Raw genomic sequence first — 23,447 nt, 5'->3', positions numbered from 1 at the left:
GGCGCTTCGCGCCACCTTCTCCCGATGGGAGAAGGAAAATCTCACGCACGCGCTTCCTTCAACAACTTGCCGCCCGCCTTCTTCTCGCGCGCGGCGCGCACGAAGCCGATGAACAGCGGGTGCCCGTCGCGTGGTGTGGACAGGAATTCCGGGTGCGCCTGGCAAGCCAGGAACCACGGGTGCGTCTCGCGCGGCAGCTCCACCATTTCCACCAGCGTGTCGTCCATCGACTTGCCGGAAATCACCAGGCCGGCATCTTCCAGCTGGGTGCGGTAGCGGTTGTTGAACTCGTAGCGATGACGATGCCGCTCTGCCACCACATCCTTGCCATATACCTCGCGCGCCAGCGTGCCCGGCTTCAGGCGCTGCTCCTGCAGACCCAGCCGCATGGTGCCGCCCAGATCGGACTTCTCGTCGCGCTTTTCGACTTCGCCGGTGGCGGTGCGCCATTCGGTGATCAGGCCGATCACCGGGTGCGGCGACTGGCGATCGTTCTCGGTGCTGTTGGCCGCATCCAGATTGGCGACATGGCGCGCATAGTCCACCACCGCCGCCTGCATGCCGTAGCAGATACCGAAGTACGGCACCTTGTGCTCACGCGCGTACTTGGAGGTCTGCACCTTGCCTTCGAAGCCACGATCGCCAAAACCGCCCGGCACCAGAATGCCGTCGATGTCCTGCAAGGCGGCCATGTCGCTGCCTTCCAGATCCTGCGCTTCCAGCCACTTCAGATTGACCTTGGTGCGCTGGCGCAGGCCACCGTGCCGCAATGCTTCGGCCACCGATTTGTAGGCGTCCTGGTGATCGACGTACTTGCCGACCACCGCAATGGTGACTTCGTCCAGCGGATGCTTGACCGCATCCACCACCGCAGCCCATTCGGACAGATCGGCCGCGGCGACCTTGTCGCGCAGCTTGAACTGATCGATCACCAACTCGTCCAGGCCCTGGCGGCGCAGTTCCAGCGGCATGCCGTACAGCACGTCGATATCCGGGCAGCTGATCACTGCGCGCTCGGAGACGTTGGTGAACAACGCGATCTTGCGACGTTCCGAATCCGGCACCGCCTGCTCGGAGCGGCACAGCAGCACGTCCGGCTGGATGCCGATCGAGCGCAGTTCCTTGACCGAATGCTGGGTCGGCTTGGTCTTCAACTCACCGGCAGCAGCGATGTACGGCACCAGGGTGAGGTGCATGAACATGGCCTTTTCGGCGCCGCGCTCGGTGCGCACCTGGCGAATCGCTTCCAGGAACGGCAGCGACTCGATGTCGCCCACGGTGCCGCCGATCTCGATCAATGCGACATCGAAACCTGCGGTGGCCTCGTCGATGCAACGACGGATCTCGTCGGTGATATGCGGAATCACCTGCACGGTGGCGCCGAGATAATCGCCGCGACGCTCCTTGCGGATCACGTTCTCGTAGATCCGGCCGGTGGTGACGGAGTTCTTGCGCGAAAGACGCGTGCGCACGTAGCGCTCGTAGTGGCCCAGATCCAGATCGGTCTCGGCACCGTCGTCGGTGACGTAGACCTCGCCGTGCTGGAACGGGCTCATCGTGCCCGGGTCCACATTGATGTACGGGTCCAGCTTCATCATCGTGACCTTCAGGCCACGCGCTTCAAGAATGGACGCAAGCGAAGCAGCCGCAATGCCCTTACCCAACGAGGACACTACGCCGCCTGTAACAAAAATCAGGGGGGTCATGGGGCTTGAAGCCTCCCGGAAAGCCATAGTTTAGCGGGTGACGGACGAATGCCCAAGGGTTGCGTGACGCCGCTGCGATCACGCAGTGACAAACGCGCGCCGCGTGGGTCGCAAATGCAGACGCCCCGACCTGGGCCGGGGCGTTTGTGAGCAGATGACCGATGTGAAGCCAGCCGATGCGCAGCGCGATCAGCGCGCCGGCTTCTTTTCTTCCTCTTCCTCGGGCAGCGCGGCATCGGCCTTGGGCTTCTGTGCAGCAGCGGCGGCACGGCGCTCTGCCTTGCGCTCGGCTTCGGTCTTGGCCTTGGCGTCGTCGGCCTTCTGCGCGGCGGCGCCCTGACCGGTCTGCTGCGGAGCGGCCTGGGCCATGGCAGGAAGCGCCGCCACTGCGGCCGCACCCAGGGTGAGCATCAGAATGTGCTTGAACTTCATGGTGTCCTCCGGTTTCGGTGACATCCTCAGGTGGGGACGTTTGGTTCCGAATCCAACGCCAGGGTATCCAGCCGCACCCCGCCCTGCACTGAACGCCTGTCGCGTGCAAAAAAACGGTTCTGCCCCCACACTTGCGCGTCGTTTCACGTGCCAAGAGATGCATGAACACCCGTTATAACGCCGCCGATATTGAAGTGCTGTCGGGCCTGGACCCGGTCAAACGCCGTCCTGGCATGTACACCGACACTGCGCGCCCGAACCATCTGGCGCAGGAAGTGATCGACAACTCGGTCGACGAGGCGCTGGCCGGTCACGCCAAGCAGGTCGAAGTGACCTTGTTCAAGGATGGCAGCTGCGAGGTCTCCGACGACGGCCGCGGCATGCCGGTGGACATGCACCCGGAGGAGAAGATTCCCGGTGTGGAGTTGATCCTGACCCGCTTGCACGCCGGCGGCAAATTCAACAATCGCAACTACACCTTCTCCGGCGGCCTGCACGGCGTGGGTGTAAGCGTGGTCAATGCGCTGTCGACCAAGGTCGAGCTGTTCATCAAGCGCGAAGGCAGCGAGCACCGCATGGAGTTCCGCGACGGCATTGCCGCCTCCAAGCTGGAAGTGGTCGGCACCGTCGGCAAGAAGAACACCGGCACGCGGCTGCGCTTCTGGGCCGACCCGAAGTACTTCGACACGCCCAAGTTCAACGTGCGCGCGCTGCGCCATCTGCTGCGCGCCAAGGCGGTGCTGTGCCCCGGGCTGACCGTCAAACTGCATGACGAAGCCACCGGCGAGCAGGACAGCTGGCACTTCGAAAATGGCCTGCGCGACTATCTGAAAGGCGAAATGGCCGAGCACGAGATGCTGCCGGCCGACCTGTTCGCAGGCAGCCTGAAGAAAGACACCGAGATCGTCGACTGGGCCGCGGCCTGGGTGCCGGAAGGCGAACTGGTACAGGAAAGCTACGTCAACCTGATTCCGACCGCGCAGCACGGCACCCACGTCAACGGCCTGCGTTCGGGCCTGACCGATGCGTTGCGCGAGTTCTGCGATTTCCGCAACCTGCTGCCGCGCGGGGTCAAGCTGGCGCCGGAAGATGTGTGGGACCGGGTCACCTTCGTGCTCAGCCTGAAGATGACCGACCCGCAATTCTCCGGGCAGACCAAGGAGCGCCTGTCCTCGCGCCAGGCCGCCGGTTTCATCGAAGGCGCCGCGCACGATGCCTTCAGCCTGTATCTCAATCAGAACGTGGAGATCGGCGAGAAGATCGCGCAGATCGCCATCGACCGTGCCAGTGCGCGGTTGAAGACCGAAAAGCAGATCGTCCGCAAGAAGGTCACCCAGGGCCCGGCCCTGCCCGGCAAGCTGGCCGATTGCATCAGCCAGGACCTGTCGCGCACCGAGTTGTTCCTGGTCGAAGGCGACTCGGCCGGCGGCTCGGCCAAGCAGGCGCGCGACAAGGATTTTCAGGCGATCCTGCCGCTGCGCGGCAAGATCCTCAATACCTGGGAAGTGGCCTCGGGCAGCGTGCTGGCGTCCGAAGAAGTGCACAACCTGGCCATCGCGATCGGCTGCGACCCGGGCAAGGACGACATCAGCGGGCTGCGCTACGGCAAGGTCACCATCCTGGCCGACGCCGACTCCGATGGTTTGCATATCGCGACCTTGTTGACTGCGCTGTTTCTCAGGCATTTCCCGGCATTGGTGGCCGCTGGACACGTGTTTGTGGCGATGCCGCCGCTGTTCCGTGTGGACGTGGGCAAGCAGGTGTTCTACGCGCTGGACGAGGAAGAAAAGACCACGCTGCTGGACAAGATCGCGCGCGAGAAGATCAAGGGCCAGGTCAGCGTCACCCGCTTCAAGGGCCTGGGCGAGATGAATCCGCAGCAGTTGCGCGAATCGACCATTCACCCGGACACGCGCCGGCTGGTGCAGCTGACCATCGACGATGGCGAACAGACCCGTTCGTTGATGGATATGTTGCTGGCGAAGAAGCGCGCCGGCGATCGCAAGCAGTGGCTTGAGAGTAAGGGCGATCTGGCTTCGCTGGAAGTTTAAAAGATACGGAAAGGGTAAAAACATCGGAAGTTAAAGCCCCTCTCCCGCCGGGAGAGGGGTTGGGGTGAGGGTACGGGACGAAGCCACTCTGTACTGGATGACACGAGGCTTCGCCCGTACCCTCATCCGCCCCTGCGGGGCACCTTCTCCCGAGGGGAGAAGGGTGTGCTATAGGTTTTCTTTTCGGTAGACGCCGATTTTCAACGGACTGCGCAAACCCCACCCTTTAGATCAGACCACCACCTGACAGCCGCACACGCCGCTTCAAGCCAGCAGGCAAGCCACATCGGTCAGCGCGACACACATGCCTTTGTGCACATCCACCGAGCGCTGCCGGGGCCTAGCATCGTCGCTCCCCTGTTCGAACCTCGATCGCCATGCCCTCTTTTCTCCGTGCCGGCCTGCTGGCCTGTGTCCTGCTCAGCGGGACGGCGCTGGCTGCTGCGCCAGATAAAAACGATAGCAAAAGCGACGCCAAAAGCGATGCAAAACCCGACGCAGCGGCATCCAAGCCTGCGCCGTTGCCAGCCGATGCCAGCGTGCGTCAGAGCACGCGCGTGGCCGGCCGGACGCTGAGTTACACCGCCACCGTCGGCACGCTGCCGGTACGCGACGCGCAAGGCAAGACCACCGGCGAGGTGGTATTCACTGCCTACACCGTGGATGGAAAGGACCGGCCAGTCACGTTCGCATTGAACGGCGGGCCCGGCGCGTCGTCGGTGTATCTGAACATGGGCGCGATCGGGCCGAAGGTGGTGGGTTTCGGCGCCGAAGGCGATAGCGCCTCGGCACCGGCGGCATTGCGCGACAACCCTGGCACCTGGCTGGACTTCACCGATCTGGTGTTCATCGACCCGGTCGGCACCGGCTTCAGCCGCTCCCTGATCGGCGACGACGAGGCCAAGAAGCAGTTCTACAACCCGCAGGCCGACGTGGAATACCTCTCGCGCGTGGTCTACGACTGGCTGCTCAAGAACCGTCGTCTGCAGGCGCGCAAGTACCTGGTCGGCGAAAGCTATGGCGGCTTCCGTGGCCCGCGCATCACCCATTACCTGCAGACCCGACTGGGCGTGGCGATGAACGGTGTGGTGCTGGTGTCGCCGTATCTCAACCCGACTCTGGACGACAACAGCGATGTGTCGCCACTGGCATGGATGATGACGCTGCCCTCGATCGCCGCCGCGCACCTGGAGCGCCAGGGCAAGCTCAGCGACAGCGCCATGCGCGAGGTGATCGATTACACCCGCGGCGACTACGCGGTGGCGCTGATGAAAGGACGCACCGACCCGCAGGCCAGCGAGGCGATGCTGCAGCAGGTCACGCGCATGACCGGGCTGGATCCGGCGTATGTGCGGCGCTCCGGCGGACGCCTGGAAACGCAGGCGTACTTGCGCGAGGTGTTTCGCGACAAGGGCGAACTGGGCAGCCGCTACGACTCCAACGTGACCGCGTTCGACCCATTCCCCAACGATCCGGAGCAACGCGCCAACGACCCGTTGCTGGACAGCATCATCGCGCCGACCACCACCGCGATGGTGGACTTCGTCACCCGCGTGGTCGGCTGGAAGGTCGATGCGCGTTATCAGGCGCTCAATTACGACGTCAACAAACTGTGGGACTGGAACGACGAACTGCGCAAGGGCGCGGTAACGCAACTGCGTCAGTCGGTGGCGATCGACCCGAAACTGCGCGTGTTGATCGCGCACGGCTGGAACGATCTCTCCTGCCCGTTCATGGGCTCGGTGCTGACTGTGGATCAGATGCCGGCGATGGGCAACGACCTGAAACGTGTGCAGGTGCGCGAGTATCCGGGCGGCCACATGTTCTACAACCGCGCCGACAGCCAGGCCGCATTCCGCAACGACGTCAAGGCGATGTACGAAACACGCTGAGCATTCGCATCGCCGGCCGCACACGCGGCTGGCGATGCTGCAGGCCGGTTGCAGCAAGCGAATGCGCAGCAGTCGCAAAACCACCGTGCTGAGCCGTTACTTTTCCCGGCCGCCGCGCATGCGTTGCTCCCGTCGAGCTCTCCACCGCACCAAGCAATGTTGGAAATAAATCAGCCGCGCACACCAGGACGCGCGCCGGCTTTTACGAATCTCGAATCTCGAATCTCGAATCTCGAATCTCGAATCTCGAATTCCCAATCCCGAATCCCGAATCTCCACTCCCGGCTTACAACTCCCCGGGCAGCGTGGCCTTCACATTCCAGCCCAACCACTCGTAGACCCGATAGCGCGCAATGCCCAGATACTCGTGCAGGGCGACATCGGCCACGGTGAAGTTGTAGCTCTGCGGCAACCAGGCCCAGGAGGCGGTCAACCAGTCCGAGCGCACCGGCGTGGCCTCGATGCCGAAGTGACGGAAGTACAGTTCGGCGCGGCGCAGGTGCGTGGCCGAGGACACCAGCACCACCCGATCGGCACGGTACTTGCGCAGCAACGGCTGGCTGAACTGCGCGTTCTGCCAGGTGTTCATGCTGGAGGGCTCCATGATCAGATCGGCCTGATCGATACCTATCCCGATCAGCACCTTTCGATACACCACCGCTTCGGACAGGCCCAGCCCGCGCGCGTCGCCGCCGCTGATCTCGATCTTGCAGTCGCCGCCATGCGCGCGGCATTGCCGATACAGCCGCGCCGACTCGACAATGCGGCCGTAAGCAAACATGTTCGCTTCAGCAGTGGCATCCGGGCCATCGGGCCGCACCGTGCCCGCGCCCAGCAACACGATCATGTTGCGCGCGCGCCAGTCGTTGAAATCGTTGACGCCGGTCTGTTGCAAGCCGTGCAGCATCCAGCTCGACAAGGGACCGCAGCCGACCAGCAGCAGCAACGCCAACGTGGCCGCCGCCAGCGCGCGGGCGCTGCGCCGCCAGCGCCGGCGGCCGATCAGCCAGGACAGCAGGAACAGCACGCACACCAGCGCAAGCATCATCGGCGCGTTTTCCTCAGGCAGAACGCGTTAGAACATCGTGTCGAACGGGATGAGCTGCAACAGGACCACCCGCAACCAGCGCCGTATCGTCGCCGACCGAGGTGACCAGGCTACGACAGCGCTCAGGTCCAGCCAAACCATTCGAAGCAACGCAGGATCAGATACGCCACGCCGCCGGCGGCCGGGATGGTCAAAATCCAGGCCCAGACGATGCGCTCGATCACGCCCAGCCGCAGCGAGCGTGGATTCTTGGCAAAACCAACGCCCATGATCGCAGTGGAAATGCTGTGCGTGGTCGATACCGGCATGCCGAAGTGCGCGGCCACTGTGAGCACGGTCGCCGAGCTGGTTTCTGCGGCAAAGCCGTGGATGGGGTGCAGCTTGACCATCTTGTGGCCGAGCGTCTTGATGATCTTCCAGCCGCCCGAGGCGGTGCCGGCGGCCATCACCACCGCGCAGGTCAGCACGATCCACATCGGGATGCCGTCGCCGGCTCCAATGCCCGTACCCGGATGCAGGAAGCTCAGCCAGCTCGGCAGATCGTCCAGTGCACCGGCCGACTGCGCGCCGATCAGGGTCATGGCGATGATGCCCATGGTCTTCTGCGCGTCGTTGTGGCCGTGCGCATACCCCATGTAGGCGGCCGAGGCGATCTGCGCCTTGCCGAAGAAGGCGTTGACCCAGCGCGGACGCGCCAGCCGGCCAATCGGCCCGCCGAGTTTGGCCATGCCGGCGATGATCGCCCACAGCAGCAGCATCACCACGATGCCGAGCAGGAAGCCGGCGATCGGCGAGGTGATCATCGGCACGAACACCTTCCACAACAGGCCCTTGTTCTTGGCCCAGTTGCCGATGTTCTCCGACCAGATCAGGGCGTCCCAGTTGTTGTGCGCCGCAGCCAGGCCGGCGCCGCACAGGCCGCCGATCAAGGCGTGCGAGGACGACGACGGCAGGCCCTTCCACCAGGTGATCAGGTTCCAGATGATGCCGCCCAGCAGCGCGCACAGAATCACCTGCGGGGTGACCTCGACCACGTTGGTGTTGAGCAGGCCGGAGGCAATCGTCAGCGCCACGGCGGTGCCGGTGAGCGCGCCGATGAGGTTCATGCCGGCGGCCAGCATGACCGCCCAACCCGGCGACAACACCTTGGTGGCGACCACGGTAGCGATGGAGTTGGCGGTGTCGTGGAAGCCGTTGATGAACTCGAATACCAACGCCGCCAGGATCACCACCAGAACTAGGGTAAGCACGCGGCGACCTCAGCTGTTCTTCAGCACGATCTGGTACACCACCACCCCTGCCTCGCGGCAACGGTCGATGGCCTTTTCCAGAATCTCGAAGAATTCCTTGAGCAGGAACATCTGCAGCGTGTCCAGGCGGCCGGAATAGATGTCGCGATACAGCTCGAGCATCAGCCGGTCGGCTTCGTTTTCCAGCATGCGCAGCTTGTCGTTGAGCGCGGTCATGCGATCGATGTTCATCTGCGGCAGGTCGTTGACCATTTCCACCACCACCGCGGCAGCCTGTTCCAGCATCGCCGCGCGCGGCGCGAAGTCGATGTGCTCCAGATGCTTGGTGGCCAGCGAATAGCGGTCGGCGAATTTCTCGACCTGCTTGGGGATCTTGTACAGCGCCGAACCCAGCGCTTCGATGTCCTCGCGCTCGATCGGGGTCATGAAGCTGTCCACCAGCGCCTGGCCGATCTTGTCCGAGGCGGCGCGTTCGCGCAGGCGGGCCAGCTTGAAGGCGTCCAGCGCGGGTTGGCGGTCGGACGTGCGCATCATGGCGTGCAAGGCCTTGGTGCTGTCGTAGGCGGCCTGCGCCGCTTCGTTCAGAAGCGCATAGAACTGCTTGCCGGAACCGAAGATGGTCTGCAACGAGAACATGGGTGAAGAACTTCCTGCCGTCGAGGGAGAGACGGACGCCGAGGGCGAATTATGACCGTTCCGTGACGTGTCTGGATATCTCGGTGCCTGGGGCGGCCTTCACATGCGCATTTCCCGGCTCGAACCACCCTGCGGTTTGCTAACATGCTCGCGCGCCTTCGGGTGCACCCTATGGAAGACGACCCCCTACCCTCCCGTTGCCGCCCCGCCCTCGTGCGCGCCGGCCAACCTAGTGCTCGCCCGCCCTCCCCTTCACTGACCGGGGAAGACGCCCGTGGTTGAGTTTCTGATCGTTATCGCGCTGATTTTGTTGAACGGCTTCTTCGCCATGTCGGAGATGTCGCTGATGACCTCGCGCAAGAGCCGCCTGAAGCAGATGGCCGGCTCCAGCAAGCGCGCCGCGCGGGCCCTGGCATTGGCCGAAAGCCCGGAAAACTTTTTGTCCACGGTGCAGATCGGCATCACCTCGATCGGCATCCTGACCGGCCTGTTCGGCGGCGAAGCCATCGGCGAGGCAATCGGCGAGCGGCTGCAGCTGGCCTTCCCTGCGCTGTCGGCCACTTTCTCGCTGGTTGGCGAGCCCAAACCGTATTCGGCGGTGATCGGCAGCACGCTGGCGGTGGCCTTGATCACCTTCCTGACGCTGATCTTCGGCGAACTGGTCCCCAAACGGCTGGCGCTGCGTAATTCCGAAGACATTGCCGGCGTGGTGGCGGTGCCGATGGCGTGGCTGGCAAAGATTGCCGCACCCGGCGTGTGGGTGCTGGCGCGCTCGACCCGGTTGGTGCTGCGCATGCTGGGCATGGGCAAGGACGAATCGGCATCGGTGACCGAAGAAGAGATCCGCATGCTGGTGGCCGAAAGCCACGAAGCCGGCGTGATCGATGCGCACGAGCGCGACATGATGAATCGGGTGATGCGCCTGGGCGACCGCACCGCCGACAGCCTGATGACGCCGCGTAACCGCATCGCCTGGCTGGATGCCAATGCCGAGCCGGAACGCAATCTGCAGATGATGCGCGAGCATGAGTTCTCACGTTACCCGGTGTATCGCGGCAGCGACCAGGACATTGCTGGCGTGCTGGAAGTCAAATCGCTGGTCACGCGCATGGGCGGGCACGGCGAGAACCTGTTCCAGGCGCTGCGCGATACCTTGTTCGTCTCCGAATCCACGCATGCGATGAAGCTGCTGGAGATCTTCCGCGAAGAACAGCAGTCGATGGCGCTGGTGGTCGACGAATACGGCGAAATCCGCGGCCTGGTGACCATCAGCGACCTGATGGGCGCAGTGGTCGGCCGTCTGCAGGCGGTGGAAAACACCGACGAAGACGCGCTGGTGATCACGCGCGCGGACGGCTCGCTGCTGATCGACGGGTCGCTGCCGGTGGAAGAACTGCGCGAAGTGCTGGGCGCCGAATTGCCCGAAGCCGACGAAGGCGATTACCACACGCTCGCGGGTCTGTGCATCTATTACTTCGGGCGTATTCCGCAGGCCGGCGAATTCTTCGATTGGGCCGGGTGGCGTATCGAGATCGTGGATCTGGATGGGGCGCGCGTGGACAAGCTGTTGCTGAGCCGCATCGGCGATGAGGACAGCGATGACATCGTCGGATAAAGGCGCGCCGCCATCCGATGATTCCGGCGGCGAACACATGCGGTATCGCAACGAAGGCATGCGCAGCCTGCTGGCGGCCTTCAGCGAGGGCGATCCGAATCACGTGTTGCGTGTACGCGAGATTCTGGCCGATCTGCAGCAGAGCGCGTTCGGCGTGTTCCTGTTTCTGGCGATCCTGCCCTCTTTCATCCCGATTCCCGGCGTGGCCGGCGGCATCAGCGGGCCGCTGACGGTGCTGATCGGCGTGCAGATGATGTGCTGCCTGCGCAAACCGTGGGTGCCGCGTTTCATCGGCGATCGTGGGCCGCGCCGCAGTACCAGCCAGCGTTTCGTTGCGCGGCTTGCACCGACGCTGCAGCGCCTGGACCGGCTGCTCAAGCCACGTTTGCACGGCATGCTGGATCGTATTCCGGCGCAGGTGTTCACCGGCTTGCTGCTGGTGCTGGTCGGCATCTTGCTGACGCTGCCGATCCCGTTTACCAACTACATTTTCGGCTTGATCCTGCTGTTGTTCGCGCTTGCCCTGCTGGAACGCGATGGCGCATTGCTGTTGGTGGGCTGGGCGGCGGCGCTGGTGTCGGTGGCGGTGTTCGGGGTCACTTCCGACCAGCTGCTGGATCTGGTGCGCGATTGGTGGCCGGCCGCCTGGCGCTGACGCGCGAGACGACCGACACACTTGATCGGCAGCAGTTACTTCAGATCGACCACACGGTTGTCGGACAGGCTGCCCGTGTCGTCGGTGACTGCCGTCATCACGAAGTACAGCGCCTTGCCGAGCAGCCCGCTCGGGCCGTCCCAGTATTCGGCAGATTCGGCGCGCACATGGATCAGACGCAGATTGGGGTCGTCCTTGCCGCCCGGAAAAAACACCTTCATTGCCGGCGACCAGAGTTCATCGATCTTGGCGCGGTCATTGACCACGCGCGCGGTACCGGCGACCGACACATAGCTGTTCTTCGACGCCGAGGCGTACGCCACATTGACGCGCGGGTCGGCGGCAATCTCTGCCACCTTCGGGCTATCGGCAGCGGTGGCGAACCACAGGTCGCCATCGAATTCGACCTCCTGCGTGCCCAACGGCCGGCTCACCAACTTGCCGTCGGCCGAGACGGTGGTGAACATCGCAATGTCCACGCCGCGGATCAATTCCGCCAACTGCTTGATGCTCTCGCTGCGTTGCTGAAGGTGCATGCTGGTCTTCCCAATGGATGTGGACGCATCTGAGCGGATCGCCGCGCAAAGCGACGTGAATCACGCAGTGGTCACATCCAGCTCGCGGCAAGCGATGGCGGCGATTTCGAACGAACGCAGACGCGCGGCATGGTCGTAGATGTTGGCGGTGAACAACAACTCGTCCGGCGTGTGGCGATCGATGAACTCGGCCACGCCCTGCGCGATCTGCTCGGCGTCGCCCAGCACCGTGCAGGCCAACGCGCGTTCCACACCGGCACGTTCGTGCGGCTGCCAGAAGCTGTCGATATCGTCGATCGGCGCGGGAATCTTGCCCGGCTTGCCGCGACGCAGGTTCACGAAACTCTGCTGCTGGGTGGTGAACAGGCGGCGCGCCTGCGCCTCGGTCTCGGCGGCCACCACGTTCAAGGCCAGCATCACGTGCGGCTTGGCCAACTGCGCGGACGGGCGGAACTCGCGGCGGTAGATGGCCACGGCTTCGTCCATCGCATCGGGCGCGAAGTGCGAGGCGAACGCGAACGACAGGCCCATCGCTGCGGCCAGGCGCGCACTGAACAGGCTGGAGCCCAGCAACCACACCGGCACGTCCAGACCGGCGCCCGGCACGGCCTGCACCAGCTGCCCCGGCACCGCCGGTGCGAAGTAGCGCAGCAGCTCGGCCACGTCCTGCGGGAAGTGATCGGCACTGTCGAAATAGCGGCGCAAGGCGCGCGCGGTGGGCTGGTCGGTACCGGGCGCACGGCCCAGGCCCAGGTCGATGCGCTGCGGATACAACGACGCCAGCGTGCCGAACTGTTCGGCCACCTGCAGCGGCGCATGGTTGGGCAGCATGATGCCGCCGGCGCCGACGCGGATGGTCTTGGTGCCACCGGCCACATGACCGATCAGCACCGCAGTGGCCGCGCTGGCGATGCCCGGCATGTTGTGGTGCTCGGCCAGCCAATAACGCTGGTAGCCCCAGCGCTCGGCGTGCTGGGCCAGATCGAGCATGTTGGCGAAGGCGTGGGTGGTGTCGCTGCCTTCGCAGACCGGCGCCAGGTCGAGCACGGAAATGGGCGTCATCGGATGACTCCGGGGTATGAATGATGTGCAAGAGATGGGGCTGGCCGGCAGGCATTGCTACCCGCTCAGGTGGCGCTGAGGGGATTACAGCATTCCAGTGGTCGAACAGCGGGGATGGTTATGGAGGCTTTACTCCCTTCTCCCCATCGGGAGAAGGTGCCCCGCAGGGGCGGATGAGGGTGCGTGCGAAGCCTCGTGTGCTCAACTATTGCTAGGGCCTCGCCCCCGCTCCGCGCCTCGGCCCGCGCTTGCGGCGCGGGCGCTCCAAGACACGCGCCAGTGGCGCGCAAGCCGTGCCTTCCTTCTCGCCCCGCAGGAGAGGGGCTTTTAGATGCCTGTGGCTGCTGGTGCGCGAATGCGTTGAGCGCGTCGCGAAGCACAGCTGCTGACCGATCAGAGGGCTGGCTACGATGGATGCCGAACTGGCCGCGCTGCATGACAATGGCTTTGACCGCTCCGCTTGACCCTGCTTCCGGCGCTGCGCAGATCGCGGCGCGCATTGATCGGCTGCCGGCCAGTGCCACGCTGTGGCGGCTGGTTGGCTTGCTCGCGCTGGGCGGATTTTTCGAGTTGTACGATCTGTTCCAGACCGCCTACATCAGCCCCGGGCTGATCCGCGATGGCATTTTCGCCAGCGGTGCGGATGGTGTGTTCGGCATGTCCGACCAGGCCGCGTTTGCGGCGGCGACCTTTCTGGGCCTGTTTGTCGGCGCCGCATTGCTGAGTCCGTTTGCCGATCGTTTTGGGCGCAGGCTGGTCTTTACGTTCGCGTTGATCTGGTACACCGCTGCCACTGTGGCGATGGGCCTGCAAAGCACTGCCACCGGCGTCATCGTGCTGCGCTTTGTGGTGGGGATCGGGTTAGGCATCGAGCTGGTCACCATCGACACCTACCTGTCCGAATTGGTGCCGCGGCATATGCGTAGCGCCGCATTTGCGTTTGCGTTCTTCGTGCAGTTTCTGGCCGTGCCGGCCGTGGCGCTGACCGCCTGGCTGCTGGTGCCGCATGCACCGCTGGGGGTGAGCGGCTGGCGTTGGGTGGTATTGCTGAGTGGCGTGTTTGCGCTGGCGATCTGGTGGCTGCGCAGCCGTTTGCCGGAATCGGCCCGTTGGTTGGCGGCGCAAGGACGCCATGCCGAAGCGGACGCGGTGCTGATCCAACTGGAGGCGCGCTGCGAACGCGATCTGGGCGCGCCATTGGCGATGCCGCAGCAGGTGGCTGTGCCGTTGGCACACAGCGACACGCAGCCATCGCTGTTATGGCGAGCGCCCTATCGCGGGCGCATCGGCATGCTGGTGGTGTTCCATATCTTTCAGGCGATCGGCTTCTTCGGCTTCGGCAATTGGCTGCCGGCACTGATCTCGGCGCAAGGCACCGGCGTGACCAAGAGCCTGGGCTATTCCTTTGCGATCTCGCTGGCTTACCCGTTGGCACCGCTGCTGTTGCTGCGCTTTGCGCAGCGCTGGGAAAACAAGTGGCAGATCACCGCATCGGCGTTGGGCGCAGTGCTGTTTGGCGTGCTGTTTTCGCAGCAGCATCAGGCGACCGGCATGGTGGCGTGCGGGGCGATGATTGCGTTCTGCAATGCCTGGATGAGCTTCGCTTATCACGGCTACCAGGCCGAGCTGTTCCCCACCGGATTGCGCGCGCGTGCAGTAGGGTTCTGTTATTCCTTCAGCCGTCTTTCCACCGCCGTGAGCAGCGTGCTGATCGGTTGGCTGCTTGCGCAGGTCGGCAGCCATGGCGTGCTGGCGTTTATCGTGATCAGCATGTCGATCGTGGCCAGCGTGATTGCGTTGTTCGGGCCGCGGACGCGCAATCGTGCACTGGAAGAAATTGCCGGTTAATCCCTGTGCCGACGCAATTGAACTAGACAGCGATTACGTGCGCGAGCTTGCAACTGCATCAACTTTGACAGCTGCATGCGCAGCAAGCACGACGCCGAGCGCAACCGTGCGATCTGCCACTGCGGCCAGGCTGGTGCGATGCGAGACCACCACCAACACGGTCTGCGGCAGACGCTGGCGTAGCGTGCACAACACCTGATGTTCGGCATCTGCATCCAGCGCACTGGTGGCTTCGTCCAGCACCGCCAAGGTCGGTTGGCGCAACAGCACTTGCGCCAACAACAAGCGCTGCGATTCGCCACCGGACAGGCGTCCCTCCGGGCCATTGATCGGCGTGTCCAGACCTTGACCGTCGCGCTGCAGGCGCGCGCTCAAACCGACATCGCCCAACACCTCCCACATGCGTGCATCCGCCGTGCCGGGCAGCGCCCAGTCCAGACAATCGCGCACGCTGCGCTGCCATGGCCGCACGCCCTGGCCGATGTAGGCGCTATGCCGAACCAATGCGCGATACGCGCCGAAATCCAGCCGGCGTCCGGCCATATGCGCGGTGAACTGTGCGGGCGGGGTCTGCCCGGAAAGCACATCCATCAGACTGCTCTTGCCGATACCGGACGGCCCGACGACCAAGGTCATTTCGCCCGGCAGCAGAATCATCGGACCCAGATCGAGCCTGGGCAGCGGCGGTGCCAGGCCGATGTGTTCGATATGCAGCGCTGCCGGCAATGGCACTGCCGTTTCTGCCGGCGCCTGCGCACGCGTGGTGCCTAGTTCCACATAACGCCGCCACAACTGCAATGCAGGCCAGGCCGAGCGCAGTTGCTGCACGCTTTGCCGCGTGGTGACCAGATACGGCAGCAAGCGCCCGAGCAGCAGGCTGACGGCGATCAGCGCGGCGCGGTCGGCGCCCTGCCAGAGATTGGCCAGCACCAGAATGCCGGCGATCGCGGCCACGGCAGTGAGTTCGAGCACCAAGCGGCTACCCGCCACCAGCTCCTGCTGTTGTGCATAGCCCTGCCCCAGCCGCGTGGAAATGCGCTCGTAATGGCCGCTTTCGACGTCTTCGCGCTGGAACGAGCGCACATGCCGCAGGCGACGCGGGAAATCTTCGCTCAACCAGAACAACTGCGTCATGTCGGCCACGTAGTCGCGGCTGATGCGCGCCTGCCTGTCGCTGCTGGAGATGCGCAAGCCCAACCAGGCCAGGGCGAGCAGCAACGGCATCGCCAGCACCAGCGTGGGTGCGATCAGCACGGCAATGCAGATGCTCACCAGCGCCGTCATGCCGGCCACCAGCAGCTGCAGCACCGCGCCGAAACCTTGTGTGGCGATTTCGATGTTATAGGTGAGTACGTTGGCGATTTCTGCCGAACTGGCGCCGGACAAGGCTGGCAACGGTGCGTCGATCAACGCGGCATGCACGCGACGGCGCAGCCCGATTGCGTAGCGGCTGGTCAGCCGTGCGGCCAGCCGCGCGCTATGCCATCGCAGTGCGGCAAATACCAGGCTGACGCCGGCAAACAGCGCCGTCTGTATCGCCAGACCATCAGGCAACGCCAGCCGATAGCCGGCCAACTGCACGCTGTGGCCGGGTTGTACCAATGGCACCAGGCAGACCGCCACGATGCTGCCGGCCAATGCAGCCGCCAGTGACAGGGCGACATAGAGCGCGATGGTTGGCCCGTCTGCAGGCACCAGCGTGCCGACGAACGTGCGCAAGCCGGCACGCATGCGATCGCGGGGGATGGAGGTCTGCATCTCAGCGATGCACATCGTGCAAGAGGCGCTTCGGCACGCTGGCAGGCGTATGGATCACGCGACGACGCACCGGCATCTGCGCCCTCATCGCAACAACTGCAGCAGTGCATCCACCGATGCCTGCGGATGCGTGCCACGCCGCAGCGTGAACATGCCGACACGCTGCACCTGTTCGACAAAGCGCTGCCACCCTGGTTGACCGGCGGCGTAAGGTTGATCGCGCGCCAGACACTCGGCAATCTGCTCGGCCGGCGTTGGCAGCAGACGCTGCGCCGACGTGCTGGCAGGTGTGCCGGACAGCATCACCACGGCGCACAGCTGCAAGGGCGTGCGCGCAAGCTGTGCACGGCCATGGCGGATATCGATCTCGAACTTTTCCACGCCACTGCGGCGGCGGATGGTCGGCGATGCGCTGATCCACGCGCGAGTGTCTGCATCGACCAGACCAAGCGCGTCCGAGCGCAGATGCAGGAAGTTGGCAACGCCGGTGGTCAGCAGACTCTCCGGCGCAACGAACACGCCGTCTTCGGCGATGAAGTCCAGCCCATGCAGCAAGCTATGCAGCGCCAGCGTCGACTTGCCCGCACCGCTGGCGCCGAGCAGCAACACGCTGCGTCCGTGCCGGCCCACGCAGGCACCGTGCAGCGGCACCAATCCCATTCCGCGTGCAGCAAGCAGGAACACCACAAATTCGATCAGCTCATAGCGCACGTGATAGGCGTGGGAGAGCATGTCCTCGGAGACCACCAGCATGGCGCGGCGCTCGGGCACCGACAGCATCAGGTAATTGCAGGCATCCAAGATGCCGCACAGCAAGCCACCGCTTGCGTGCGTGCGCACCGGTGGCGGTTCTGCGCTCGATGGCGCCTGGCCACGCGATACCAGATCCAGCGTGACATGGAATTCCGGCGCAGCCGGCAGGCGATGCGCGGGCAAGCCTGCATAGGCGGCATCCACCAACGCCAGCAACGCCTCGCTGTCGCTCTGGAAATGAAACAGCGCACCGAGAATCTGCCGGCGCACCACGAATCGACGCTCACTGCGCTCACCGAACGGGTCTGCAGGCGATAGCGCATTGCCGGGCGGCGCCAAGCGTGCGGTATCGCTCACTGGCAGGTGTTCCGCCAACGCGGCCGAGTGGGGCATGCCTTCCATCCATTGCATCAATCAGCCGGTGTGTGCCGATCCGTTGCTGAAAGGTTGCATCGCTGCCTGCGACACACATGCATAACGCATGGCATAGCGCGCTTCGCAGCGGCGCAACCAAACGCATCTGCGTGCGCACCTACTGCCGAGCCGAATGCCGGTGTCTGCGCACGCCATTGCTGCGCGTAGCTGGCGACAGAACGAGAGCCTTGTGCAGATGCTAAAGATCCAGGTCAGTCATTCGTATTTTCTGCGTTACGACCCGAAGCAATGGGAGCGCGGCAAGCCGTATCCACCGTTGGCAACACTGCAGGTCGCAGCGTTGCTGCGCGAGCGTGGCCATACCTTGAGCCTGTTCGACGCGATGCTGGCCGAGGATGTGCAGGACTACACCGGCGCCTTGCACGCCGCGCAGCCGGACATGGTGGTGTTCTACGAAGACAACTTCAACTTCCTCACCAAGATGTGCCTGAGCCGCATGCGCGAGGCTGCCTGCCAGATGATTGCGCAGGCGCGTGCGGCCGGTTGCCGCGTGCTGGTGGCCGGATCGGATGCCTCGGACAATCCGGATGTGTTTCTGGCCGCTGGCGCGCACGCGGTACTGATCGGCGAAGGCATCGCACCGCTGCTGGAACTGGTGGCGCGCGTCGAAGCAGATCCCACCATCGACACGGGTGCCTGGCTCGCGGGCGTTGCACGTATCGCCACCAGCCCCTCCGCTGAGGCACACGTACATCGCGGCGCACAACCGCCGGACGCACGCCTGAGCGGCCTGCCGGCATGGGACCTGGTGGACATGCCGCGTTACCAGCGTTTCTGGCAGCAACGGCACGGCTATTTCAGCTTGAACATGGCCGCCTCGCGCGGTTGCCCGTTCCGCTGCAACTGGTGCGCCAAACCGATCTGGGGCAACCACTACAAGCGCCGCGATGCCGAAGATGTGGCTGCCGAAATGATCCACCTCAAACGCAGTTTTCAACCCGATCACATCTGGATGGCCGATGACATCTTCGGCTTCCATATCGATTGGGTGGAAACCTTTGCGCAGCGTTTGACCGATGCCGATGGCGCGATTCCGTTCACCATCCAGACCCGCGCCGATCTGGCCAGCGAGCGCATGGCCGCGGCACTGGCGCGCGCCGGCTGCGCAGAGGCCTGGCTGGGTGCGGAAAGCGGCAGCCAGCGCATCCTCGACAAGATGACCAAGGGAACCACGGTTGGCGAGGTGATCGCCGCACGCCAACGCCTGGGTGCGCGCGGCATTCGCGTGGGTTTCTTCATTCAACTCGGCTATCTGGGCGAGGAACTCGACGACATCCTGGCCACGCGCGCCCTGGTGACGCAGGCCAACCCGGACATCATCGGCGTCAGCGTGTCCTATCCCCTGCCCGGCACCAAGTTCTACGAAGAAGTGAAAAACCAGTTGGGCGGCAAGACCCATTGGCAGGACAGCGACGACCTGGCGATGATGTTCCGTGGCGCCTACGGCTCGGAGTTCTATCGCAGCGTGCGCGATCTGCTGCATACGCAAGTGGATCTGCAACAGGCGCGCGCAACGATGAGTGCCGATGCGTTTGCGCAGGCATCCGATCGCCTGGAAGCACGCTGGTCCGAACTGATCGCATCAGAAAAACAGCATCGCACCGAACCGCTGGTCAGCGTTGCCACAGGTCAACCGCGGCAGCTGGCAACCGTGCTGGTCGGCTAGCGCGCAACGCCTCTCGATCTTCTCGCACATCACCTCGCCTTATCGGATCACCTTCGCATGCAGCCTTCCCTTCGCACCATCAAGCACGGCCTGCGCACGGCCACCGAACGGCTGGCGCAGGAGTTGGCGCAGCCAGGCGAAGTGGCGCCACAATGGGATCGGTTGCAATGGCAGCTGGCAGCCGCAGCGGCGGCAGCGCATGGCGTATCACCGCTGCTGCAGCGTCGCTCGCTATGGCAGAACGCCGAATGGACGACGTTTCTGAGCGAGCAACGCTGCCATGTTGAAGATCGGCATCGGCGCATCGCCCTATTGCTGACGCACATCGATGCTGCGGCGCGTGCTGCAGGCATCGCGTTGGTCGGTCTGAAGGGAACCGCACTGCATCGGCTTGGCGTGTACCTGCCGGGCGATCGCCCGATGGCCGATATCGATCTACTGGTGGAACCGGAAAACGCACCAGCTGCAGCAGCACTGTTGTGCGAACTCGGTTACGTGGCCTCGTTCGAACAATGGAAGCATCAGGTCTTCAAGCCGATCCAAGGCGAAGCGGTCGCGGGACTGGGCGAGCATCGCGATGCGCCGATCAATATCGAGCTGCATACGCGCATCCAGGAACGCTTGCCGGTGCACAGCGTGGACATCACATCACACATCCTGCCGGAGCGCCCGCAGCCGGGCTTGAATCCCTATCCGTCCATCGGCGCATTGATGTGCCATCTGCTGCTGCATGCGGCCGGTGGCATCTGCCATCGCAGCATCCGGCTGATGCATCTGCACGATCTTGCGTTGCTGGCCACCCGCATGGGGCAGCGCGATTGGGACCAATTGTGGGAAGAGGCGAGCGTGTCGCCGTGGTGGGCATTGCCGCCGCTGCTGCTGCTGCAACGCTACTACCGCAGCGTGGTGCCGGCGGCGGTGATGGCGCGCCTGCAGGCCGATTGCCCGCGGTTGTTGCGCATGCGTGCGGCCCGCCAGACCTTGACCACGGCCTCGTGCTCCAACCTGTGGTTGCCCGCACTGCCCGGCATCGAATGGTCGCGGTCGCTGAGCGAAGCGCGGCAGTATCTGCACAACCGCGTTGCGCCGTCGGCCGAAAGCCGCAAGGAACGCGCGGACATGTTGCAGACACAGCTGTGGCTTCAAGGGCAACCATGGGTACGGCAGACCCAGGCACGCCGATTGATGACGCGGCTTACGCGACCAGTACCGCGCACTGACATGTTGTATGTGGTGCGTGCGGCTTTGGATGGGTATTTGCGGCCGGTGTGAGGCTAGGAGCGACTGACAAAACCACTTTACGCAGGTTTGCTGCAGGGCGGCTGATTGGCGGTTTGGCTGCGGAGCCGTTGATCTGTGGCCTGGTTGCAGGGCCCTTGCCCGCCCACCATCGCGGGACACGCCGCAAGTACGTCCATGTAGGCTCTTACGCGGCATCCATGCCGCGTAAGGTCCCGCGACGGTGAGCGGGCAAGGACCAGTCGAGATGGTCGATATGCTTAGCTCTTCTCAAAGCGATCGGCAAACTGTCTGGTGCGGTGCCCTCACCGATTGCGGGACCGTGTGGCGGCATGGATGCCGCCACCGAGCCTACATGGACGTACTTGCGGCGTGTCCCGCGAGCGGTGAGGGCATCGCGCCCTCGACCGACTAGGCTTGTGACTCGATTCTGGTGCGGTGAGGCCACAGCGCCCTCGACCCACTAAGCTTTGGACCTAAAGCTTCTGACTCCATCCAACAAGAGAAAGCCAACAAAACCCATGCGCTCACCGCCAGGCGACAGTTCTTTGCGTTTTGCTGGCTGATCTGAAAGCGGTTTGTGCAAGCCCGCAGTCTATTGCCTACTCCGCGCCCAGGTATTCAGTGCAGCGGGCACTTCTCGCATAGTTGGCGGTAGAGCTTTTCGAACAGGCGTGTGGTCGATGCCGCGTCTTCGCGTACCGCACGGCACTGCGCCGCCCAGGCCAGACGCAAGCGCAGTTCGTCGTCGGCCACCACCTGACGGACGGCTTCTGCCAGCCCCGCCCAATCGCCCGGCGGCACTGCCAGTGCGCAGACCGGTGCCCACTCGACCAGATGCCCGACGGCCGTCCCCACTGTGGGAACACCTGCCACTGCAGCTTCCAGCAGCACCAACGGCCCGGCCTCGTGCAACGACGACAGCACCAGCAGATCGGCCGATTGCATGATCGGGCGCAACTCGCGCTGGGTCTTGAAACCCAAGAAACGCACCTGCTCGCTCAGGCCCAGCTGCTGCACCAGGCGATGCATGGCGCCGTCCAGGGTATCGACGCCGACCATGTCGAGGGTAAAGGCGACATCGGCGCGTTTGAGCGCCGCCATGGCCTGCAACAACGTGGCCTGGTCCTTGACCGGGTTGAGGCTGGCCACGTGCAGCAAACGTGCAATTGCGCCAGTGCGCGCGCGTGGTGCGGCCGCTGGCCAGGCACGCAGATCCACGCCCAAGGGCACCCGCTGCGCGCGGATACCGAGTGCTTGCAGCGAATCGACGATGGGCGCGCTGGCGGCAGTGACGCAGTCGGCCAGGCGCAGGATCACCGCTTCGCGCAGACGCCCGCGCCACTTACGCCGGCCGCCGTAGCCGATGGCATGCAGTGCGACCAGCTCGCCACCGGCGATATGCACCATGCTTGGGCGACGCAGCAGTTTTGCCGCCGCAACCGCGATCAAGCTGCAGTAGCCGGAAAAGATCGCCTGGATGACATCGAACGGTGCGCGCCGATGTTCGTCACGAATAGCGGCGATCGCGCGTAGACGGGTACGCTGCGCGCCGATGTTGTGCACGGTGGCGCCGCGCAATGTCCAGGTGCCCGGCATCGGCTCCTGATGCAGCACGAAGACATGCACCTGATGATGGCGCGCCAGCCATTCGATCAGGGTCAGGAACACCGGAATCACGCGGACTTCGCCGCTGCGGTCCACACCGCCCGGTACCACCAAGGCCAGTTTCATGCTGTGCGTCCCGGTGCGGCGGCGAGTAATTGGGTGTAGGCGTTGACCCAGCGCTGCCCCACGGCGGCGAAGGAGAGCCGTGCATCGAAATGCGCACGTATCTGTGTGCGCTTGGGTCGCTGCCTGGAGACACGCAATAGCAGTTCCGCCAAGGCCGAGGCATCGCCCACGGGATACAACTCGCCCACCGCACCGGCCTCGCTGAGCGCGCGGAAAGCAGGGATATCGGTCAATAGCGGCAAGCTGCCGCAGGCATACGCTTCCACTGCGGCATAACCGCAACTTTCCGCATGGCTGGCCGAGACGAACAGATCGCAGGCGCGCAACAGGGTCTCCACGCGTGCATGCGGCACCTTGCCCAGTAGCTGCACACAGCGCGCCAGCTGCGGATCGTCGCGCAGGCGCTGCTGTATCTGCTCCAGCAACGGCGCCTGGTCGAACACGCACCATAGCCGCAGCCCGGGCAACACGCGTGCGGCCATGGCGATGGCATCGAGCACGCACAGCGGATCCTTGGCTGTGCTCAGATGGCCGACCCACAACACGCATGGGTCGCCATGCAGACGCGTGTGCTCGCGTGCCTGCAGGCGATCGCCCGGCAAGAAGCGGCTGCTCGATTCGGGAATCTCGAATAGCTGCGTGCTGGATCGAAACAAGCGCGCACGCAGAAATGGTTGTGCCAGTTCCAGCGAGGTGAACGCAATACCGGCAGCCGCCGCATAACGCGCACGCCACACAATCCGTCGCCACCAGCGTGGCGGGCGATTGGCATGGTCCTGCAACAGGATGGGACTCTGCGGCAACAGGCGCCCAAGCCGCCGCGCATCGCCGGCAAATTCCAGCCCGTGCACGTGGATCACGTCTGCGTCGATCTGGCGCAGCATCGCGGCGAGAACGTGCGCACGCCGTTTGCTACCACGCGCGTCCAGCTCGACGAAGCGGTAGTCCACACCCCGGCGTGTGAGTCGAGTGTTCAGTGCCGAGGCCTGGATCACCGTCACCCGCACCCCTGCGCTAGCCACCGCCTCGGCGATGTCGGCCAGCGATGGCCATTGCGCGAAGACCTGTTCGACGCTCAGGCCGTGGGGCGTTGGCAGCAGATTGAGTTGCGCCACATGCAGGGTCATGGCA

At 64.3% G+C, this 23,447-nt stretch carries 18 protein-coding genes; 7 read left to right on the top strand and 11 right to left on the bottom strand.

The annotated features are described in order from the left end of the window. Window positions 1-41 precede the first annotated feature (41 nt). Together pyrG and XcyCFBP4188_RS12570 are read right to left on the bottom strand one after the other, a co-directional pair. Window positions 42-1,706 (bottom strand): CTP synthase, encoded by a 1,665-nt coding sequence (pyrG, locus tag XcyCFBP4188_RS12575; protein ID WP_023903735.1) that lies wholly within the window; start codon window positions 1,704-1,706, stop codon window positions 42-44. Window positions 1,707-1,895: 189 nt separating this feature from the next. Further along, window positions 1,896-2,138, bottom strand: a complete 243-nt coding sequence (locus tag XcyCFBP4188_RS12570; protein ID WP_006453323.1) for a hypothetical protein — start codon at window positions 2,136-2,138, stop codon at window positions 1,896-1,898. Window positions 2,139-2,299: 161 nt separating this feature from the next. Here XcyCFBP4188_RS12570 and parE point away from each other — a divergent pair, with 161 nt between their 5' ends. Both parE and XcyCFBP4188_RS12560 read left to right on the top strand, forming a co-directional pair. Then, entirely contained in the window at window positions 2,300-4,189 is a 1,890-nt protein-coding gene (gene parE, locus XcyCFBP4188_RS12565) for a DNA topoisomerase IV subunit B (RefSeq protein ID WP_104592243.1), read from the top strand. A 377-nt stretch (window positions 4,190-4,566) separates the two neighbouring features. Beyond that, on the top strand, window positions 4,567-6,081 hold the full coding sequence (locus XcyCFBP4188_RS12560) for a S10 family peptidase (RefSeq protein ID WP_006452779.1): 1,515 nt from the start codon (window positions 4,567-4,569) through the stop codon (window positions 6,079-6,081). A gap of 286 nt (window positions 6,082-6,367) precedes the next feature. On the opposite strand, the gene XcyCFBP4188_RS12555 is transcribed toward XcyCFBP4188_RS12560, so the two are convergent. From XcyCFBP4188_RS12555 to XcyCFBP4188_RS12545, 3 genes are all read right to left on the bottom strand, one after another. Next, window positions 6,368-7,129, bottom strand: a complete 762-nt coding sequence (locus XcyCFBP4188_RS12555) for a YdcF family protein (protein WP_006452780.1) — start codon at window positions 7,127-7,129, stop codon at window positions 6,368-6,370. A 122-nt stretch (window positions 7,130-7,251) separates the two neighbouring features. Next, the gene (locus tag XcyCFBP4188_RS12550; protein ID WP_104549334.1) at window positions 7,252-8,379 is read right to left on the bottom strand and encodes an inorganic phosphate transporter; all 1,128 of its coding nucleotides are present in this window, start codon (window positions 8,377-8,379) and stop codon (window positions 7,252-7,254) included. Between the two features lie 9 nt (window positions 8,380-8,388). Continuing rightward, entirely contained in the window at window positions 8,389-9,015 is a 627-nt protein-coding gene (locus XcyCFBP4188_RS12545) for a DUF47 domain-containing protein (RefSeq protein ID WP_104592242.1), read from the bottom strand. A gap of 274 nt (window positions 9,016-9,289) precedes the next feature. Between XcyCFBP4188_RS12545 and XcyCFBP4188_RS12535 the strand changes: the two genes are divergently transcribed. Both XcyCFBP4188_RS12535 and XcyCFBP4188_RS12530 read left to right on the top strand, forming a co-directional pair. After that, window positions 9,290-10,630, top strand: coding sequence for a hemolysin family protein (locus tag XcyCFBP4188_RS12535; RefSeq protein WP_006452784.1), 1,341 nt, complete (start codon window positions 9,290-9,292; stop codon window positions 10,628-10,630). After that, window positions 10,614-11,285: an exopolysaccharide biosynthesis protein gene (locus XcyCFBP4188_RS12530; RefSeq protein ID WP_167393546.1), complete on the top strand. Its 672-nt coding sequence runs from the start codon at window positions 10,614-10,616 to the stop codon at window positions 11,283-11,285. Before XcyCFBP4188_RS12535 ends, XcyCFBP4188_RS12530 begins: the two co-directional genes overlap by 17 nt. A gap of 35 nt (window positions 11,286-11,320) precedes the next feature. On the opposite strand, the gene XcyCFBP4188_RS12525 is transcribed toward XcyCFBP4188_RS12530, so the two are convergent. Further along, a complete protein-coding gene (locus tag XcyCFBP4188_RS12525; RefSeq protein ID WP_006452786.1) occupies window positions 11,321-11,821 on the bottom strand; it encodes a pyridoxamine 5'-phosphate oxidase family protein in 501 nt (166 codons plus the stop codon). 60 nt (window positions 11,822-11,881) lie between these two features. Then, window positions 11,882-12,883: an LLM class flavin-dependent oxidoreductase gene (locus tag XcyCFBP4188_RS12520; protein WP_006452787.1), complete on the bottom strand. Its 1,002-nt coding sequence runs from the start codon at window positions 12,881-12,883 to the stop codon at window positions 11,882-11,884. Window positions 12,884-13,318: 435 nt separating this feature from the next. Between XcyCFBP4188_RS12520 and XcyCFBP4188_RS12515 the strand changes: the two genes are divergently transcribed. Then, window positions 13,319-14,731 (top strand): MFS transporter, encoded by a 1,413-nt coding sequence (locus XcyCFBP4188_RS12515; RefSeq protein ID WP_104592241.1) that lies wholly within the window; start codon window positions 13,319-13,321, stop codon window positions 14,729-14,731. A 33-nt stretch (window positions 14,732-14,764) separates the two neighbouring features. Here XcyCFBP4188_RS12515 and XcyCFBP4188_RS12510 read toward each other — a convergent pair whose 3' ends face one another. After that, entirely contained in the window at window positions 14,765-16,489 is a 1,725-nt protein-coding gene (locus XcyCFBP4188_RS12510) for an ATP-binding cassette domain-containing protein (protein ID WP_043911184.1), read from the bottom strand. An 84-nt stretch (window positions 16,490-16,573) separates the two neighbouring features. After that, window positions 16,574-17,635, bottom strand: coding sequence for a phosphoenolpyruvate carboxykinase (ATP) (locus tag XcyCFBP4188_RS12505; protein WP_104592260.1), 1,062 nt, complete (start codon window positions 17,633-17,635; stop codon window positions 16,574-16,576). Between the two features lie 154 nt (window positions 17,636-17,789). Between XcyCFBP4188_RS12505 and XcyCFBP4188_RS12500 the strand changes: the two genes are divergently transcribed. Further along, on the top strand, window positions 17,790-19,343 hold the full coding sequence (locus XcyCFBP4188_RS12500) for a B12-binding domain-containing radical SAM protein (protein WP_104592240.1): 1,554 nt from the start codon (window positions 17,790-17,792) through the stop codon (window positions 19,341-19,343). A gap of 57 nt (window positions 19,344-19,400) precedes the next feature. Continuing rightward, entirely contained in the window at window positions 19,401-20,615 is a 1,215-nt protein-coding gene (locus XcyCFBP4188_RS12495; RefSeq protein WP_006453082.1) for a nucleotidyltransferase family protein, read from the top strand. 588 nt (window positions 20,616-21,203) lie between these two features. Here XcyCFBP4188_RS12495 and XcyCFBP4188_RS12490 read toward each other — a convergent pair. Together XcyCFBP4188_RS12490 and XcyCFBP4188_RS12485 are read right to left on the bottom strand one after the other, a co-directional pair. Next, window positions 21,204-22,316: a glycosyltransferase family 4 protein gene (locus XcyCFBP4188_RS12490; protein WP_104592239.1), complete on the bottom strand. Its 1,113-nt coding sequence runs from the start codon at window positions 22,314-22,316 to the stop codon at window positions 21,204-21,206. After that, entirely contained in the window at window positions 22,313-23,443 is a 1,131-nt protein-coding gene (locus XcyCFBP4188_RS12485; RefSeq protein ID WP_104592238.1) for a glycosyltransferase family 4 protein, read from the bottom strand. The genes XcyCFBP4188_RS12490 and XcyCFBP4188_RS12485 overlap by 4 nt, the downstream gene beginning before the upstream one ends. Window positions 23,444-23,447 lie beyond the last annotated feature (4 nt).

It is taken from the genome of Xanthomonas hortorum pv. cynarae, assembly GCF_002939985.1.
Classification (GTDB): Bacteria; Pseudomonadota; Gammaproteobacteria; order Xanthomonadales; family Xanthomonadaceae; genus Xanthomonas; species Xanthomonas hortorum_D.
This window is presented reverse-complemented; position numbering and strand designations above follow the sequence as displayed.